The 17,303-nt window shown below is 54.2% G+C and carries 18 protein-coding genes and 1 tRNA gene; 16 read left to right on the top strand and 3 right to left on the bottom strand.

All coding sequences use genetic code 11. The annotated features are described in order from the left end of the window. Positions 1 to 140 precede the first annotated feature (140 nt). The 5 genes from KM934_RS07970 to KM934_RS07990 all read left to right on the top strand — a co-directional run bounded on the left by KM934_RS07970 (position 141) and on the right by KM934_RS07990 (position 3,541). Positions 141 to 896, top strand: a complete 756-nt coding sequence (locus KM934_RS07970; RefSeq protein WP_215760092.1) for a GIN domain-containing protein — start codon at positions 141 to 143, stop codon at positions 894 to 896. Positions 897 to 914: 18 nt separating this feature from the next. Beyond that, a complete protein-coding gene (locus KM934_RS07975) occupies positions 915 to 1,394 on the top strand; it encodes an RNA polymerase sigma factor (protein ID WP_215760093.1) in 480 nt (159 codons plus the stop codon). Then, positions 1,391 to 1,879: a hypothetical protein gene (locus tag KM934_RS07980; protein WP_215760094.1), complete on the top strand. Its 489-nt coding sequence runs from the start codon at positions 1,391 to 1,393 to the stop codon at positions 1,877 to 1,879. The genes KM934_RS07975 and KM934_RS07980 overlap by 4 nt, the downstream gene beginning before the upstream one ends. A 3-nt stretch (positions 1,880 to 1,882) precedes the next feature. After that, a complete protein-coding gene (locus tag KM934_RS07985; protein ID WP_215760095.1) occupies positions 1,883 to 2,278 on the top strand; it encodes a DUF5024 domain-containing protein in 396 nt (131 codons plus the stop codon). A 249-nt stretch (positions 2,279 to 2,527) separates the two neighbouring features. Beyond that, positions 2,528 to 3,541, top strand: a complete 1,014-nt coding sequence (locus tag KM934_RS07990) for a class II fructose-bisphosphate aldolase (RefSeq protein ID WP_215760096.1) — start codon at positions 2,528 to 2,530, stop codon at positions 3,539 to 3,541. Positions 3,542 to 3,864: 323 nt separating this feature from the next. On the opposite strand, the gene KM934_RS07995 is transcribed toward KM934_RS07990, so the two are convergent. Together KM934_RS07995 and KM934_RS08000 are read right to left on the bottom strand one after the other, a co-directional pair. Next, a complete protein-coding gene (locus KM934_RS07995) occupies positions 3,865 to 4,899 on the bottom strand; it encodes a DUF4831 family protein (RefSeq protein WP_215760097.1) in 1,035 nt (344 codons plus the stop codon). A gap of 157 nt (positions 4,900 to 5,056) precedes the next feature. Then, positions 5,057 to 6,574, bottom strand: a complete 1,518-nt coding sequence (locus KM934_RS08000; protein ID WP_215760098.1) for an NAD(P)H-hydrate dehydratase — start codon at positions 6,572 to 6,574, stop codon at positions 5,057 to 5,059. A gap of 251 nt (positions 6,575 to 6,825) precedes the next feature. On the opposite strand from KM934_RS08000, the gene hpt reads away from it, so the two are divergent. From hpt to KM934_RS08045, 9 genes are all read left to right on the top strand, one after another. Continuing rightward, the gene (gene hpt / locus KM934_RS08005) at positions 6,826 to 7,362 is read left to right on the top strand and encodes a hypoxanthine phosphoribosyltransferase (RefSeq protein ID WP_215760099.1); all 537 of its coding nucleotides are present in this window, start codon (positions 6,826 to 6,828) and stop codon (positions 7,360 to 7,362) included. A 1-nt stretch (position 7,363) separates the two neighbouring features. Beyond that, the gene (locus KM934_RS08010) at positions 7,364 to 7,936 is read left to right on the top strand and encodes an adenylate kinase (protein ID WP_215760100.1); all 573 of its coding nucleotides are present in this window, start codon (positions 7,364 to 7,366) and stop codon (positions 7,934 to 7,936) included. A 33-nt stretch (positions 7,937 to 7,969) separates the two neighbouring features. Next, positions 7,970 to 9,139, top strand: a complete 1,170-nt coding sequence (gene obgE, locus KM934_RS08015) for a GTPase ObgE (protein WP_215760101.1) — start codon at positions 7,970 to 7,972, stop codon at positions 9,137 to 9,139. Positions 9,140 to 9,171: 32 nt separating this feature from the next. Further along, positions 9,172 to 9,954 (top strand): peptidoglycan editing factor PgeF, encoded by a 783-nt coding sequence (gene pgeF, locus KM934_RS08020; RefSeq protein WP_215760102.1) that lies wholly within the window; start codon positions 9,172 to 9,174, stop codon positions 9,952 to 9,954. Between the two features lie 48 nt (positions 9,955 to 10,002). Further along, entirely contained in the window at positions 10,003 to 11,124 is a 1,122-nt protein-coding gene (locus KM934_RS08025; RefSeq protein ID WP_215760103.1) for a M23 family metallopeptidase, read from the top strand. A 122-nt stretch (positions 11,125 to 11,246) separates the two neighbouring features. Continuing rightward, positions 11,247 to 12,233 (top strand): transporter, encoded by a 987-nt coding sequence (locus tag KM934_RS08030; RefSeq protein WP_215760104.1) that lies wholly within the window; start codon positions 11,247 to 11,249, stop codon positions 12,231 to 12,233. Positions 12,234 to 12,524: 291 nt separating this feature from the next. Then, entirely contained in the window at positions 12,525 to 13,163 is a 639-nt protein-coding gene (locus KM934_RS08035; RefSeq protein WP_215760105.1) for a CotH kinase family protein, read from the top strand. After that, positions 13,105 to 13,905 (top strand): CotH kinase family protein, encoded by an 801-nt coding sequence (locus KM934_RS08040; protein ID WP_215760106.1) that lies wholly within the window; start codon positions 13,105 to 13,107, stop codon positions 13,903 to 13,905. The genes KM934_RS08035 and KM934_RS08040 overlap by 59 nt, the downstream gene beginning before the upstream one ends. Before the next feature lie 163 nt (positions 13,906 to 14,068). Continuing rightward, a tRNA-Met gene (locus KM934_RS08045) sits at positions 14,069 to 14,142 on the top strand. Between the two features lie 308 nt (positions 14,143 to 14,450). Here the strand turns inward: KM934_RS08045 and KM934_RS08050 are convergent. Further along, entirely contained in the window at positions 14,451 to 15,053 is a 603-nt protein-coding gene (locus KM934_RS08050; RefSeq protein WP_215760107.1) for a DUF4840 domain-containing protein, read from the bottom strand. A gap of 223 nt (positions 15,054 to 15,276) precedes the next feature. Between KM934_RS08050 and KM934_RS08055 the strand changes: the two genes are divergently transcribed. Then, complete coding sequence (locus KM934_RS08055; RefSeq protein WP_215760108.1) at positions 15,277 to 15,837, top strand: RNA polymerase sigma factor; 561 nt, start codon at positions 15,277 to 15,279, stop codon at positions 15,835 to 15,837. Next, on the top strand, positions 15,834 to 17,132 hold the full coding sequence (locus KM934_RS08060; RefSeq protein WP_215760109.1) for an outer membrane beta-barrel protein: 1,299 nt from the start codon (positions 15,834 to 15,836) through the stop codon (positions 17,130 to 17,132). Before KM934_RS08055 ends, KM934_RS08060 begins: the two co-directional genes overlap by 4 nt. Positions 17,133 to 17,303: the final 171 nt, after the last annotated feature.

Consider the following 17,303-nt stretch of genomic DNA (forward strand, 5'->3'; position numbering starts at 1 on the left):
GCGGCCTTGGTGTTGGTGGATGTGCCAACCCTGAGATTGAAAAAGAGAGGGGTGGCCATCATTTTTTTTGCCTATCCTTGTCACAAAACGCATGGGACAAACGTACTATAGGCAGAAGATAAACAAAAACAAGCAAATGTATGAAAAGTAAAAACCTTCTTCTCCTTGCCTTGGTGACCCTGTTCGCCTTGGCTTTCAGCTCATGTAGCGCCAAGCGCGTGGTTGCCAGCGATGTTTCGGTAGTGGATGGCTCCGACGACCACCGTACCTTCAACGTTGACTCGTTTGACAGGATCGAACAGTCGGGCGTGACGACCATCCGCTTCACGCAGGGGCCCCACGTGTCGGTAACCGCCACAGGTCCGTCGCGCGAACTTAACAACCTCAACGTCTACACGAAAGGGGGATGCCTCTATGTGGAGAACAAGGACAAGAGGGGAAATGGGCGCCACCAGGGTTGCGAACTCGTTGTTGTGGCACCCAACCTGACGGATCTGGACGTGTGCGGTGTGTGCTCGTTTCATGCAAGCAAGCTCGACGTGGACCATTTCAACCTGAAGGTCTCGGGTGTGTCCTCGTTTCATGTGGAGCAGATAAACTGCAACGACACCCATTTCGACGTCTCGGGCGTGGGCAACATCAATACCACGGTGTCGGGCGACAAGCTGTACGCCGATTTGTCAGGCGTGTCGAACAGTAAGATAAGCTTCAAGGGAAAGACACTCAACATAGAGAACAGCGGAGTGGGAAAAACTACCGTCTATGTGGAGTGCGACGAGCTGAAAGCCAGCAACAGCGGCAACGCCACCCTGAAGATCAAGGGAACGGCCGACGACACCCATGTGGACAACAGCGGACTGGCGAAGATCGACACCAGCGAACTCAACCAATATTGATTCGTTAGACCGTAGCCGATGGACGAGACCCAGTTTCAGAAGATGGCGGAGGCCCTGCGCGGCAACATGCTGGCCACGGCGTGCCGTTACCTTCACGACACCTCCGAGGCCGAAGACGTGGTGCAAGATGTGCTCGTCAGGCTGTGGAAGATGTGCGACCGCCTGCAGCCCGACGTCAAGAATCTGGCGCAGGTGCTCACGCGCAATCTCGCCATCGACCGCTTACGGCAGTTGCGGCCCCATGTCGACATCGAGGGACTCAACTTCGCCATCAGTCCAGAGGCGGTAGACGACCCACGCTACGAGCGCATCGCACGCCTCATAAGCCACCTGCCCGAGGATATGCAGACGGTGTTCCGACTGCGCCACGCCGATGGCATGTCGTACGAAGACATCGCGCGGCTGACGGGCATCGCCGAGGCCACAGCGCGACAGATGGTGAGCCGGGCCCGCCGCCTGTTGCTCAAACAATATAACAACCCAACAACCCAATCATGAACACACAGGAACTAATCGATCGTTTCCTTGATGGAGAGACCACCGTCGAAGAGGAGCAGGAACTCTGCCGCCGCTTCCTCGCAGGCCCCGTGGACCCCGAACTGGAGCCGTATGCCGAGTTTTTCCGCGATATGGCGACGCTCCCGGTGAGCGAGAAGCCCCGCCGCCGACTACGCCTCGTTAGGCGCTGGATGGCCGCAGCGGCCGTCGTCGCCGCCGTTGTTGTGGCGGGAGTGTGGGGCTATGTGAGGGTGGAGAACCAGCAGTTGGCCAAGACCTACGAAGGAAGTTATGTGATTGTAGACGGCAAGCGAACCGACAACCTGGTAAGCATCAAGGACGAGGTGAGCCAGCTGCTCGCCGACGCCGACCGCATCGAGGCACACGCCCGCTCGCAAGAGGTCATTGGCGACGCAGAGCAGGAGGTGCTGCAAGGCTTGTCGCCTAAACAAAGAAAACAAATAGAACGACTCTTAAACGAATAAACCATGCCTAAGAAATATCTGTTGGTCGTGCTGATGGCGCTCTCGTGCCTCATGGCATCGGCGCAAAACAGCATCGACCGTATGGTGGAACAATATTCCACGCTGGGAGGCTCGTCGTTTGTGACGGCCGTGAAGCGCAACCCCAAGACCCACAAGGTGGAGAAGGTGGTGAAGCGACTCACTGCCTCGGGCTTGCGAACCCAGCATTTTATCGACACGTTCAAGGAAGAGGCGCGTCGGCAAAAGGATGTGGTGACGACCACCGCCGACGGTTACACCACGATGATCGTTACGGTGGAGGGTGCCAAGCAAAACCGCATTTACACCCTGCGCTACCCATCGAAAGAGAGGCCTTATCCCGACGTAACGGTCACCATCATCATCAATATGAAACGCTGACACGGACCCTCCGGCGCCATTGACTATGGCTCGGAGGGTTGATCGATAAGGATGAAAAAGTGCTTCGTCTGAATGTAACGCCAAGGTTGCAAAATCAAAAAGGACCCTTTGGGGTAAGAGAATTTAAGCCTTTTTAATTATTATGTAACGATAAAAATCACTTTTGCATTTGTAAGTAATAAAATTTAATGGTACTTTTGCATTTGGATATTAAAGAGATTACTATTCATTTCTAAATATTTGTATAAAATGGCAGTTAATTTTAAAGAACTGGGTCTCGTGAACACTCGCGAGATGTTCAAGAGAGCCGTCAATGGCGGTTATGCTATTCCTGCATTCAACTTCAACAACCTGGAGCAGCTTCAGGCTATCATCAAGGCAAGCTCAGAGCTTCGCAGCCCGGTGATCCTGCAGGTGTCTAAGGGTGCTCGCGCCTATGCTGACCCCACATTGCTGCGCTATCTGGCACAGGGTGCTGTGGAGTATGCCAAGAGCCTCGGTTGCAACCATCCTGAGATTGTTCTCCACCTCGACCACGGAGATACGTTCGAGCTGGTGAAGGACTGCGTAGACCTCGGCTTCTCAAGCGTGATGATCGACGGTTCAAGCAAGCCTTACGAGGAGAACATCGAGTTGACTCGCAAGTGCGTGGAGTATGCTCACAAGTTCGACGTTACTGTTGAGGCTGAGCTCGGCGTGCTCGCTGGTGTTGAGGATGAGGTTGCTTCAGAGGAGAGCCACTACACAAAGCCCGAGGAGGTGATCGATTTCAGCCAGCGCTCTGGTTGCGATAGCCTCGCCATCTCTATCGGTACCAGCCACGGCGCTTACAAGTTCAAGCCCGAGCAGTGCACACGCGACCCGAAGACTGGCCGCCTGGTTCCTCCTCCATTGGCATTCGACGTGCTGCACGAGATCGAGCAGAAGCTCCCCGGATTCCCCATCGTGCTCCACGGATCTTCATCAGTTCCTCAGAACTATGTGGATATCATCAACCAGTATGGCGGCAAGCTGCCTAACGCTGTGGGTATCCCCGAGGATCAGCTCCGCGAGGCTTCAAAGAGCGCTGTTTGCAAGATCAACATCGACTCAGACTCTCGTCTGGCCTACACCGCTGGTGTGCGTGAGACGCTGGCTCTGCATCCTGACTACTTCGATCCTCGCCAGTATGGTAAGGTGGCTCGTGCTTACATGACTGACATGTACGAGGAGAAGATCAAGGACGTGCTGGGTTCTGACAACAAGCTCGCCAACTGCGACTAATCATGTTGCTTGGCCTTCGACGATGAGGGCTAACTAACATTCCGATAAGCCATTCCTTTTCGCAAAAGAAAGGGAATGGCTTTTTCCGTATCTGCTCAGTTGAACCATATTGTCATGTTCTGGCGCGAGTTCCGCTAATGGTTTTGGGGCCTCGAGTGAACGTTTCCGTCTGAACGTAAATCATTGTGGAGAAAGCGGCTGGGATGCGTATGCCGTCATGTTAATGTCTCGTTTGAGGTCATTATGGGGGTAAGAGAAAGGGGCAACCAGCCACATGGAGGTGGATGGTTGCCCCTTTGGGGTTGTGTAGCGTTGGCTACGTGTTAGTTGTTGGTGATGGCCTGAATGTTTTTCACGCCGCCTGTGAGCGGATCGAGGATGAGTTTGGCCGATTGCTTCTTGCCAAACAGTTCGCCGCTGAGCGACTCGATGGTGCCAAACTGGGGAGCCAGCAGCTCGCCGTTGACCACCACCTGCTGTCCGTGTGTTACCGCCACTTGGATCTTGCTGGGCTGGCAGACACGAAGGCCGATGTCGTTCTTGTCCTCCTTCTTGTTCTCAGCAGTGGGTTGTGGTGCGGCCACGGTGTGATTGTCGGTCACGCTGATCATGTAAGGCTCGCCCGAGAGGTCGTCGGCATCGACGAGCCCCAGCCATTTCGACAGGCGGAAGAGCACCTGGCGGCCCTCCTGAGTGGGCACGAAATCGATGTTGGTCCATGTGGTGTCCTTCACCGTGACACCCGTGAAGAGCTGTGTGAGCGCTGTCTCCTGTTTGCCCAGGTTGTTGAGCATGATGGCCATCTGCGTGCCATCCTTGGGCATGAAGTCGGCCTCGCCACGGTTCAGTTGGTTGCGGCTGTCGCGTATGTCGTAAATCTCCTGTGCGGCCAGTTCGGCCATCTTGGCGTTGCTGCCCGCATTGAGGATGTCCTCCGTCATGAAGTCTTGCGGATTGAGCAGGGCGGCCTTGCGGCCCGGCTTGAAGGAAGGCATGGGCGTGGGCGTGGCCGATGCGTCAGCATTGATGGCCAGGAGCTGACCGTTGTCGGCCCGGCACACCTTATTTATAGAGTGCTTCTTGTCGACAATGAGCGTGAAATGACGGCTTGTGTCGGGCAAGGCGTATGTGGCCATGTCGACACCAAGCAGCCGGTAGGTTGTGGCGGGTTCCAACTCGACGTCGGTGCGCAGGAAGCGACTGGCATAAGGAGCCAACTTGCCCGGTGTGTATTGGGTCTTCTCCACTTTTACCGTGAAGCGCACGGCGGCCTTGGGAAGGTAGTAATCGGTGCCTTCTATCGATTGTGCGTTGATGCTGAGAGGCAGCAGCAATAACAGTAATCCTTTGAAATTCATCGTTGATGGTATGCTTTGTTTGTGGGTGTTCGTAAAACGTTAAGGGCATAGGGGTAAGCCTTCGTGGGCGCTGGTGTGAGACGAGCCCTTGCTTTGGGTGCGTTCTTGTGGGGGCTGGTGTGAGAGCAGCCGAAGGCTTGGGTGAGGAATGGGGCGCTTAGTCCTCCAGTTTGAGGAAGGCCTTGGGCAGGAACTGTATGATGTCGCTTGCCACCAAGCTCTCTTTTCCCACCTCTTTGGCGGCCAAGTCGCCAGCCAGTCCGTGCAGGTACATGCCCAGTTGGCAAGCCGTTCCCTTGTCGTAGCCCCTGGCCAGGAGCGCCGTGAGGATGCCCGTGAGCACGTCGCCGCTGCCCGCCGTGGCCATGCCGCTGTTGCCGGTGGCGTTGAACACGATGTGCCCGTCGGGCATGCAGAGGGCCGAATGGTGGCCCTTCAGGATGATGTAGCCCTTGATATGCTCCGCCATTTGCTGGGCGCGGATAAGGCGCTCGTAGTCGTTGTTACTGGTGCTGCCGGCCATGCGGTCGAACTCCTTGGGGTGGGGCGTCATGATGATGCCTGATGGGAGCTGCTGCATCCATGCCTGGTGGTTGGCCAGGATGTTGAGGGCGTCGGCGTCGGCAACGATGGGGCACGAGGTGCGGCGTATCTGGCCGATGAGGGCGATGGCCGTGTTTTCAACCAGTCCGAGGCCTGGGCCAATGCCCAATGCGTCGAAGTCGGTGCTATCGACGCTTTCCGAGAAATAAGTTTCCTCATGGTCCATCTGCATCACCGCTTCGGGCACCGCCGTCTGCATGACGAGGTAGTTGCGCCTGGGGGTGTGCACCGTTACCTTCCCCACGCCACTGCGGAGGCAAGCCCTTGTGGCAAGCACCGCCGCTCCGGCCATGCCGTAGCTGCCGGCAATGATGAGCGCGTTGCCCATGGCGCCCTTGTGGGCGAAGTCGTCGCGAGGCATCAGCAGGCGTATGACGTCTTGCTCCTCCAGGATGCGGCAGTTGGCTTCCGTCTTGTCGATGTATTCCTTGCTCAGGCGGATGTCGAGCACACGCAGTCGGCCAATGTATTTCTGGCAGTCGGCCATCATCATGGAGAGCTTCTTCTGCTGCAACGTCAGCGTCAGGTCGGCGCGTATGATGTTAGAATGGATGTTGTAAGTGTTGTCTTCGCACATCAGTCCCGAAGGAATGTCGATGCTCACCACCTTCGCTGGGCATTGGTTGATGTATTTCACCAGCGATGCGAAGCCGCCGATCAGCGGTTTGTTGAGGCCCGATCCAAAGAGTCCGTCGATCACCACCATGTCCTCGGTGAGCTCGGGTGGGTCGAAGTTGAGGGTCACCTCGGTGAAGTGGCCCACGCGCTTGCTATCGATGAGGCGCTGTTTGTTGGCGGCGCAGTCGTCAGAAAGTTTGTTGTGAATGTTGAAGAGATACACACTGACCTTGTAGTTCTCTTCTGCCAGAAGTCTTGCCACGGCCAGGGAGTCGCCTCCGTTGTTGCCGGGTCCGGCAAAGATTACCATGGGCGTGCGGTCGGTCCACTCGTCCATGATGGCGCGTGTGATGGTTTTTGCAGCTCGCTCCATCAGGTCGATCGACTTGATGGGCTCGTGCGTAATGGTATAGTTGTCAAGCTCGTGAATTTGAGCAGCGGTGAAAATCTTCATATTACTGCAAAGTTAGTGCAAACAAGCGGAATATCAAAAGGAATTCTTCCTTTTTTTAGGCTTGTTGGCAAATTGGCGTGACGGATGCCGAACACCCTTGCGCTTGGCACCTTGCCCACCCGCGGGCATTTGGGTGGCCGCGCGGCTTGAGTGGTAAATAAACGCTAAAGATGATGTTCTTTTTCCCTTGCCGCTTGTCGTTCTCGGTAGATTTTCGTAAATTTGCACCCTAATTTTAGTAATTAAGCCACATGAGCATAGTTAAAGTGAAGGATAAAACGTTCCGCACGTTTATCCCCGAGGCTGAAATCCAGCAACGCGTGAAAGCCGTCGCTGACAAGTTGAACGAAGACTTGAAGGACAAGAACCCGCTGTTCTTGGCCGTGCTGAACGGTTCGTTCGTGTTTGCCGCCGACCTGATGCGAATGATTACCATTCCCTGCGAAATCTCATTTGTGAAGTTGGCATCCTACCAAGGCACCGTCTCTTCGGGAAAGATCAAGGAGGTTATTGGCATTAACGAGGACCTGAAAGGTCGTACGGTGGTTATCGTTGAGGACATCATCGACACGGGCTTCACCATGAAGCGCATGTTGGAGCAGTTGGGAACGCGCGATCCCGAGAGCCTGCACATCTGCACGCTCCTGGTGAAACCCGGCAAGTTGCAGGTGCCACTCAACATAGAGTACGCCGCCATGGAGATCCCCAACGACTTCATTGTGGGCTACGGTCTCGACTATGATCAGCAAGGACGCAATTTGAGAGATATTTACACGATAGTGGAATAAAATGAAGAACATTGTTATTTTTGGTGCTCCTGGCTCAGGCAAGGGCACCCAGAGCGACAAGCTCATTGAGAAGTACGGATTTAAGCATATCTCCACGGGTGATGTGCTTCGTGACCAAATCAAGCGTGGTACGGAGCTCGGCAAGACCGCCAAGGGATTCATCGACGAGGGCAAACTCATCCCCGATGAGCTGATGGTGGGCATTCTCGCCGACGTTTACGATAGCTTCGGTAAGGACCACGAGGGCGTGATCTTCGATGGCTTCCCCCGCACCATCCCGCAGGCTGAGGCCTTGAAGGCCATGTTGGCCGAGCGTGGACACAAGGTGGCTGCCATGGTGGAGCTGCATGTGCCCGATGAGGAGCTGGTGAAGCGCCTCGTGCTGCGTGGCAAGGTGAGCGGACGCAGCGACGACAATGAGGAGACCATCAAGAAGCGCCTCAATGTGTATCACACACAGACGCAGCCTCTCTGCGACTGGTACAACAAGGAAGGCCTCTTCCACTCCGTCGACGGACTGGGCGACATCGATCGCATCTTCGGCGACGTCTGTGAAATCATCGACTCTTTGTAATACCGGGGCGAATGCCCCAAACAATCATTTGATATGGAATCAAACTTCGTAGACTATGTGCGCATCGTCTGCCGCTCAGGAAAGGGCGGCAAGGGATCTATGCACCTTCGCCACGTGAAATACCAACCCAATGGCGGCCCCGATGGCGGCGATGGCGGCGATGGCGGCAGCGTGATCCTGCGCGGCAACCATAACTACTGGACGTTGTTGCACCTAAAGTACCAAAAGCATATATTCGCTGAGCATGGCGGCAACGGAGGGCGCGACAAGTGCCATGGAACCAACGGCAAAAACTCTTATATCGACGTGCCGTGTGGCACGGTGGTCTATGACGCCGAGACGGGCAAGTATGTCTGCGATGTCACTTACGACGGTCAGGAGGTCGTGCTGCTGAAGGGTGGCCGAGGTGGACTCGGCAACTATCAGTTCCGTACGGCCACCCGCCAGACGCCTCGTTTCGCACAGCCGGGCGAACCGATGCAGGAGAAGACCGTCATACTGGAGCTGAAGCTCTTGGCCGATGTGGGCTTGGTGGGATTCCCCAACGCGGGAAAGTCAACGCTGCTCTCATCGCTCTCGAGCGCTCGCCCCAAGATTGCCAATTATCCTTTCACCACCCTGGAGCCGTCGCTGGGTATCGTGTCGTACCGCGACAACAAATCGTTTGTGATGGCCGACATCCCCGGTATCATTGAGGGCGCCAGCGAGGGTAAGGGTCTCGGACTGCGTTTCCTGCGTCACATTGAGCGCAACTCCCTGTTGCTCTTCATGGTGCCAGGCGACACCGACGACATCAAGCACGACTACGAGGTGCTCCTCGGTGAGCTCAGCAAGTTTAACCCCGATATGCTCGACAAGCACCGTGTGCTGGCGGTGACCAAGAGCGACCTGCTCGATGAGGAGCTCATCAGCATGTTGCAGGAGACGTTGCCCACCGACCTGCCGGTGGTGTTCATATCTTCGGTCAGCGGCTTGGGTCTCGACGAGTTGAAGGATGTGCTGTGGCGTGAGCTCAACAACGAGAGCAACAAGTTGCAAGACATCACGGGTGAAGACACGATAGTGCACCGCGACAAGGATATGACGCGCTTTAGACAAGAGATGCAGGAGGAGGGAGCCGACGAATTCGAGGTGATCGATTTGGATGATCTCGATGAGGATTTCGACGACCTCGATATTGTTGAAATGGACGACGACGAGTAACGCTCGCGTCTCCTTTTACCCCTTTACGATTTATGCAACCCATGCCCATCATCACCTATTATCCAATGGCTGCCCAGGTGACGGCTTTTTCCACCACACGCCATGGCGGGGTGGGCAAGGGATGCTATTCAGAATTTAACATCAACCCCTATTGTGGCGATGACCCACAGGCCATCATCGCCAACCGAAAGGCGCTGGCCGCCGAGCTTCAGGTGGACGAGAACCATGTGGTGATGGCCCATCAGGTGCATGGCGACGACTGCCTTGTTGTCGACGACGATCTGCTTCGTCTTCCCGAAAAGGAGCGTTTGGCGGCCCTTGAGGGGCACGACGCGCTCATAACCCAACTTGGGAATGTGTGCATTGGCGTGTCGACAGCCGATTGCATCCCCGTATTGCTCTACGACCCTCGCCATCATGCCGCCGCCGCTATCCATGCGGGTTGGCGCGGTACGGTGCAACGCATCGTTGGAAAGACGCTGCGTGTGATGGAAAACAACTATGGCACCCATGCTGGCGACGTGCGGGCCGTGATAGGACCGGGCATCTCCTTGGCCAACTTCGAGGTGGGACAGGAGGTGTACGACCGTTTTGCGGAGGCGTGGTTCGATATGGGCCGCATAGCCAAGCGCTACGCCAAGTGGCATATCGACTTGCCCTTGTGCAATCGCCTGCAACTGGAGGAGGCGGGCGTTCCACTCGACGCCATCCTCGTTTCCAATGTCTGCACGTACGATCGTGTGGACGATTATTTCTCGGCGCGCCGTTTGGGCGTGGACTCTGGACGCATCTACACAGGCATCATCCTGCGATGATGGGGCCGGGTAGCCGTGATGGCGCTCATCGACCGAAACACATCAGACATGAAGAAATTTCATTCATATATCACCCTTTGCCTGCTGGCCCTTTTGGTTAGCGGCGAGTTGCATGCGCAACATCAGTTCTCCGCCACCGAACAGGCGGTCATCAGCGTGCCCACACCGGGCCTTTTCACCCATAGCAACGCCTTTGAAATCAATTTCACCATCCTCAAGGACAATGAGTATTCGTTTCCGCTGCCCGTGGGAAAGGCGGAGGTGATTGGTGGCCAGGCATTGGAAATCACCACCACGAAGGGCGATGCCGTGAAGGCTATGTTCGCCGGCACCGTGCGTATGGCGCGCCGATCGGAGCAGTATGGCAATGTGGTCATCATTCGGCACGACAACGGCCTGGAGACGGTTTATGCCCGCAACGCGCAAAACTTGGTGAAGCCGGGACAGCGCGTCAAGGCCGGACAAACCGTCGCCATTGTGGGAAACGATGGCCAAAAGGCCACATGCTACTTCGCTTTCCTCATCAATGGAGGATGGATCAACCCCGAAACGATTCTCGAGGTGAAGGGTCATAAGTTGCGCCGGCAGGTGGTGCAGTGCCGCAAGAGTGGCAACCATGTGGTGCTGACCGTGACGAAGGAGGAGAAACAAGCGAAGTTGACGCTCGACCCTGATGATGTAGACGAGGATCCGTTGCTCAAGAACGCCACGTTCAAGCTCGACCTCGGCAAGATAGAGCAGGAGCATTGGTCGTATCCGTTGCCTGGGGCTCACATCATCAGTCAGTATGGACGACGTGGCAAAAAGACCCATTCGGGCGTGGACATCAAGACCAAGTCCAACGACGAGGTGCTGGCCGCGTTCGATGGTGTGGTGGTTCAGTCGGGCCCATATTTCGCCTATGGCAACTACATCGTTATCCGCCATGCCTATGGCTTCTCCACTTGCTATAGCCACCAGTCGAAGAACACCGTGAGGGCGGGCCAGAAGGTGAAGGCCGGTCAGGTGATAGGCTATACCGGACAGACAGGCCGCGCCACCACGCCCCATCTGCATTTTGAGTTGCGTTTCAAGAGCCGCACCATCAATCCTGGGGTCTTCTTCGACCATGCCAACTACAAGTTGAAGGCCAATGTGTTGACGCTTGGTCGCAATGGAAGCGTAAGATAAGCGAAAAGCCCTTTGCCATTTGGCGCAGGAAGCATGAAATCGTTCGGCCGAGACGTAAGGAATTCCATGATGCTTCCGCAAAAGGGACTGCACGGTAGGATGAAATCTTAAGGAGGATATTTATGAAAAAACTGTTGAAGTTTCTGAAAAACTGGACGTTGCCCGTGGCAATGCTCACCGGCGTGTGCGTCTATCTTCTTTTCAGTTGGGTGCCTTTCTTGGCTCCCATTGGCGATGGGTATGCCCCCTATAACGATCAGGTGCTGCCCGTCTTCATGTTTCTCATGCTTTATGTCACCTTTTGCAAGGTCAACTTCCATAAGTTGCTGCCCGTCAGATGGCACTTGTGGATCAGCGTTCAGCAAACGGTTTTCATCTTGGCCCTGATGGGGCTCATTGTCGGTTTCAACATCTCGGGTGAACCGCTTATCATGCTTGAAGCCATCATGGTGTGCATCATTGCCCCCTGTGCGGCCGCTGCGCCCGTCGTAACGGCTAAGTTGGGCGGCAACCTGGAGGAGATGACCACCTACACCTTCTTATCCAACTTCCTCTCGGCGCTGCTCATTCCGCTTTGCTTCCCTGCCTTGCCACAGGCCAGCGAGGCTGCCGAGCACATCGAGTTCTGGCCGCTCTTCCTGCAAATCTTGTGGAAGGTGAGCGCCGTGCTGTTGCTGCCCATGCTGCTGGCGTATGTCACGAAGCACATGTTCCACCGTTTGCACCAGCGCATCGTGGCCGTTCCCGACCTGAGTTATTACCTTTGGGGAGGGTCGTTGGTCGTGGTGACTGGCACCACCGCCATGAACATCGGCAACGCTTGGCACGATACCTCCGTGTGGTTCCTTGTTTCCATTGCCGCCATGGGGCTTATCCTCTGCATCGTTCAGTTTGCCACCGGCCGATTCATCGGCCATTATTTCGGTAAGACTGTTGAGGCCGGACAGAGTCTGGGGCAGAAGAACACCGCTTTCGCTATCTGGGTCTCCACGGCGTTTCTCAATCCGTTGAGTTCCGTGGGGCCTGGTTGCTACATCCTTTGGCAGAACATCATCAACTCGTTTGAGATTTGGTCGTACCGCAAGAAGGGGCTTGAGAAGACGGCATAGTCTGCCTTGCCTTTAACGCCTACGCCTGCCTTCGATCGAATCAGATGTCCGAATGCATGGGATTTGAAGACTGATTTGGGGTAAACCAGCCTAAATAATCCTTGCGTTACAACCTATGTCGGCTTTTATATTATATCTTTACTCCATTGATAAGTGCGCTTAGTGTGCCTTGTGTTAATAAAATTATCAGTATCAGAAATGAAAAGTATGTGTAGATTAGTGTTTTGGGTTGGTATTCTTTGTCTCCGTATAGTTGTGGCTCAAGCGGATACCATACCTTGTTATGACTCTTTGAAATTGCAACTTCATGAGCAATCGTTGCCGTTGGTTAACCTCATGGTCGACATCGACCATGTGTCGAAGCCCACATATACTCCGGCTTTCGTGGAGATTTGCGACCCAATGAAGCGCATGGTGGGCGATGGCGTAACGTTGCTTGCGTGTAAGGTGAAATACAGGGGTAATACATCCATCCGTTATGACAAGAAATCGTTTGCCATTCAGGTGGTGGATGGTCAAGGTGAAGAGCTCAACGCCAACCTCTTTGGCTTGCGAAGGGATAAGATTTGGGTGCTCGATGCCATGGCCGTCGATCGAATCCGTATGCGCAATCGTGTGAACTTCGATGTGTGGAACGCCATGTCGCGTGTGCCCTACGATACCAAGCTCGACCGTAGGAATGGCACGGTGGGCCTCTTTGTCGAACTGTTTATCAATGGCGAGTATCATGGCTTGTATTGCTTCACCGATAAGGAGAACCGCAAATTGCTTGATCTTAAGAAACCTCGTGTGGACGACAAGGGACAGCCTATCATTAGGGGCGTGTTGTATAAGGGACGCGAGTGGTCGTCTGCCACAAGGCTGAGGGGGTATGAAACAGACACCACATGGCAAAAAAAAGTGGAACGGATGGGAACTCGCATATTCTGAGGATTATCCTTGCGAAGAGGCTTATTTGCCCTTGGTGCGGTTCATCGACTATTGCGCAAAATCGTCGAATGAGCAATTGCAGACGGGCATCCCCAAGTGGTTTTATATGGATAACCTTCGCGATTACATGGTTTTCCTGCTTTCGCAGGGCATACTCGACAATCTCTTTAAGAACGCTTACCTTAGTGTGGTGGACAAGAGCAAAGGCAACCGCATGCTCATTACCCCTTGGGATCTCGACTGCTCGCTTGGTGGCAGTTGGAATGGTAGTTATTATACCAATCCAATTTGGGAAGGATTTATCCTCTCCGCAGAGTTGCCCCGACGCTTATGGGAGGGTAATGTGGCGGGTTTCAAAGGCCTTGTATACGACCGTTGGCAAGCGCTTCGCCAAACGGTGCTGTCGGAGGAGGCGTTCTGCGGACGGCTCGATGCCTACGCCCGCATGTTTGAGGAGTCGGGAGCATGGGAACGCGAGTATGCAAAGTGGAATGGCAATCCAGTGCCTTTGAAGCGCAATATCAGCGAAGAGCTCGATTATGTCAAGGACTGGTATCATCGAAACGCTGAGGAGTTGGCCAATCATATTTTCCTTGGCGTGGAATCGGGAGTAAAGGAGATGAAGATTAGCGCACCCTTACGCCCATCTCATTCGGTGGTTTACAATCTCTCTGGACAGCGCGTTTCGTCGTATTACAAAGGACTCGTTATTGTTGATGGGCACAAAATGGTGAGGCGATAAGGGAAGAGCCGTTTCGCCTTTTCTCTTATCCTTAAATGGCTAAGATGGGCTTAAAACCAAGAATTTTGCATATATTCGAAAAATATTTGCCCAAAAGTTTGGAGATAAGGAAAATAATCCCTACCTTTGCACTCGCTTTTCGGATAGAGGAGTTGAAAATGATGGCGGGATAGCTCAGTTGGTTAGAGCGTCGGATTCATAATCCGGAGGTCCCGGGATCGTAGCCCGGTCCCGCTACATTTAGAGTTCTGTGAGTCGTGTGCTTCAGAACTCTTTTTCTTTTTAGGCATCTATGCTCTTGATAGATGCCGTTGATCATTCCTTTTGTTGTTAGGCGAAACACGATTATTCATGTAGAATCATGAATGGATCGTCCCAACATGGCTTTATAGATCGTCCCAACATGGCTTTATAGATCGTCCCAACATGGCTTTTCCTAAAAAAGCCCGACAATCACATGGACTGTCGGGCTTGGGGCGTCCAAGCGCTGTCAGTGACGCTTGGAACTTTTGCCACAGAAATAATTATGGTAGTTTTGCGGTTGCTTATTGCTTGGTTCCGCTGAGGATGAAGGGCACAGCCGATTTCAGCATGCCGCGCTGCAAGATGCCGTTCACGTAAACGGCTGCCTCTACAATCTGCATCTGCATCATCTTCTTGCTGGAGTTGTACATGCCAAATGAGTAGATGTCGTTGCCGAGCATGGCAATCTGCACCACGTGGTCCTTGTCGTTATAGTTGAGTGAGAAGCTCTGCAACGTGGGGTTGATGAAGAAGGTGACGGGCTGTACCTGAGTGAAGTTGATGTAGCACTTCCAGTCGCGGGGTTGCTGCTTGCGTAGGGCCTTAGCCAACTCGGGGTTGGTGATGTTGGAAGCCAGCAGCTCCACGGGGAAGTTGCGGATTGTCATCACCGAGTCGCTGTTCATTTGCCACGAAATCTGCAGGGTGTCGGTCACATCGGTCTTGTTGCTCGGGTTGGTGGCGGGGTAGATGAGGTCGCCCTTGTACGAGCCCTTCACGGTGTTGAAGGCCTCGGCCTTCTGTTCGTTGGTGAGTCCCTTGTATTCTACATCGTTGTTGCACGAAGTGAGCCCAATAGCTGCCAAGCAGCAAATCATCAAAGAGATGAACGTTAACTTTTTCATTTTCTTGTTTGTTTATTATTGATTATTTATACTGGTTCTACCTCATCGGTTCGTTAACTCAAATGCTTCGATGGGCCAAACCTTGCATTGGTGGCTCAAAAAAAACAATTATTTTTTTCGACGTCTTTCATGCAAGGTTTTCACTTGCGAGGTATTTCTTGTGTAGAAAGATGAGGCTAAATGGTGTGGGAGTCACATAAAAAGACTACTTTTGCATCCTGATATGCGCATATTCGGACGAAACAAAGAACAAGATATCCTGAATCTCTTCCGCCGGGGCGACGCCTCGGCCATGGATGAGTTATATGCCGAATATGCGTCTTACCTCACGGCCATCTGCGTTCGTTACTTGTCTGACGATGATGACGTGAAGGATGTGTTGCAAGAAGCCTTTATTAAGATCTTCACCACCATCGACGCCTTCGACTATCGCGGATCGGGATCGCTTAAGGCATGGATGGGACGAATCGTTGTGAACGAGAGTCTGCTGTTCCTGCGGCAACGCAAGCGGTCGCCCATCGATAGGATGGAGGCCGATCCGCCTGACCTCCCCGATGACGATCCCGACACCGATGACCTTACCAGTGAGGAGATGACGCGTCTCATCCGGCAGTTGCCTGACGGCTATCGGGCGGTGCTCAACCTCTATATCGTGGAAGGAAAGAGTCACAAGGAGATCGCCCAGTTGCTCGGCATTAAGCCCGACAGCTCGGCCTCGCAACTGCATCGGGCAAAGGATATGCTCGCCCGTATCATCAAGAACTATAAATCGCATAGGCAATGAATAAGAAATGGACAAACGACACACACAGGCTTCTCAACGACGCACAGCATAGTGCGCCCGAGGGTCTGCTTTGCGACATCAAGAAAGAGATGGCGCGTCGGGGTCTGCAACCTGCCTATGGACAACGGAAGGCCCACATCATTAGCATGCGTGCGCGCCGATGGGGAGCCGTGGCTGCATCGGTGGCTGTGGTGGCCGCCATTGGCGTGTGCCTGATGCCTCCCCATCAACAGGAGCCTCAGCAACCCCTGGCCCAACAGACCGTGATGGACCCGGGAACGCCACGGTCCGCAAGCCAGTCTCGTGAGGCTGCATCTGCGATGGCTCCGACCACGCAGCCCGTGGCGTCGGTTAGCGGATGGGTGGCCCAAGCCGTCGAGACGGTAGCCAAGAGACGGCGTGAGGCCGAGAGTCTTGTGGCGCAACAAGAGGCTGCGTGTGCCCTTTCCGATCCACCGGTGGTGGCCATGGTCGATTCGTCGCAGGAGCCTGTGTGCGTTGCTGAGGAGCATGCCGAGGAGAGGGTGGAACCGCGATCATCCGTACAGCCACGCACAAAGGCCCGTCAGCAACAAGACGTTCGCACAACTCGAGATATCGCTCGTGAGCCTGAACTTCAGGCCCATGCGAGTCGTAGTCGGGCTGTGGAAGTGGGTGCCCATCTGTCGGGCATGCCCAGCATGAACCTAAGCGGCATGGCTGGCGGTCGTTATTCCGACCTGTGCTACACTTCGCCCTTCGATACCTCTGTGGGAGAAACCGGCACCACATTGGTGCCTGGACTGGGACATGCCAAGTCAACCGAGCTTCGCTCCAAGCACCATCAGCCCGTCAAGGTAGGCTTCTCGGTGCGTGTGCCCCTGGGCTATCGCTGGAGCCTGCAAACCGGCTTGAACTATGCCTATCTCAAGTCGGACTTTGAGGATTCGTCGAATGGCAACAGCATCACTGGCTCCCAAGCCCTTCATTATATAGGAGTGCCGATTGGTGTGAGCTATGATGTGTGGAGCAATCGCCGTTTCAACGTCTATGCCACGGCAGGAAGCGAGATGGAGAAACTGGTGAAGGGAACGTTCTCTACCGACAACAGCAGTGAGAAGGTGAAGGAGAGCCGTCCAGTGCTGAGTCTTAATGTCGCTGCGGGTATTGCGCTAAAGCTTTCGCCCATGGTGAGTTTCTATGCCGAGCCCGGCCTGAGTTGTCACTTTAAGAACGGCAGTGGGGTGGAGTCGTCCTACACCGACCATCCCTTAGGCTTCAGCCTCAATGTGGGCTTGCGCCTGAATACGAAGTAGCCCCAACCGTTTCTAACGGTCTGATGACCGTCTGATCATAAATAAGAGGGTGTGTCAAAACTAAAATGACTACTCTTCAAAGATACAGATTATAACTATGATATTAAAAAGGGTCTTATCAAACTCTGTATTGAGTAATGATACGGCCCTTTCTTTAGTCTTTTAGGATGC

The sequence above is a fragment of the Hallella faecis genome, assembly GCF_018789675.1.
GTDB classification, from domain to species: Bacteria; Bacteroidota; Bacteroidia; order Bacteroidales; family Bacteroidaceae; genus Prevotella; species Prevotella faecis.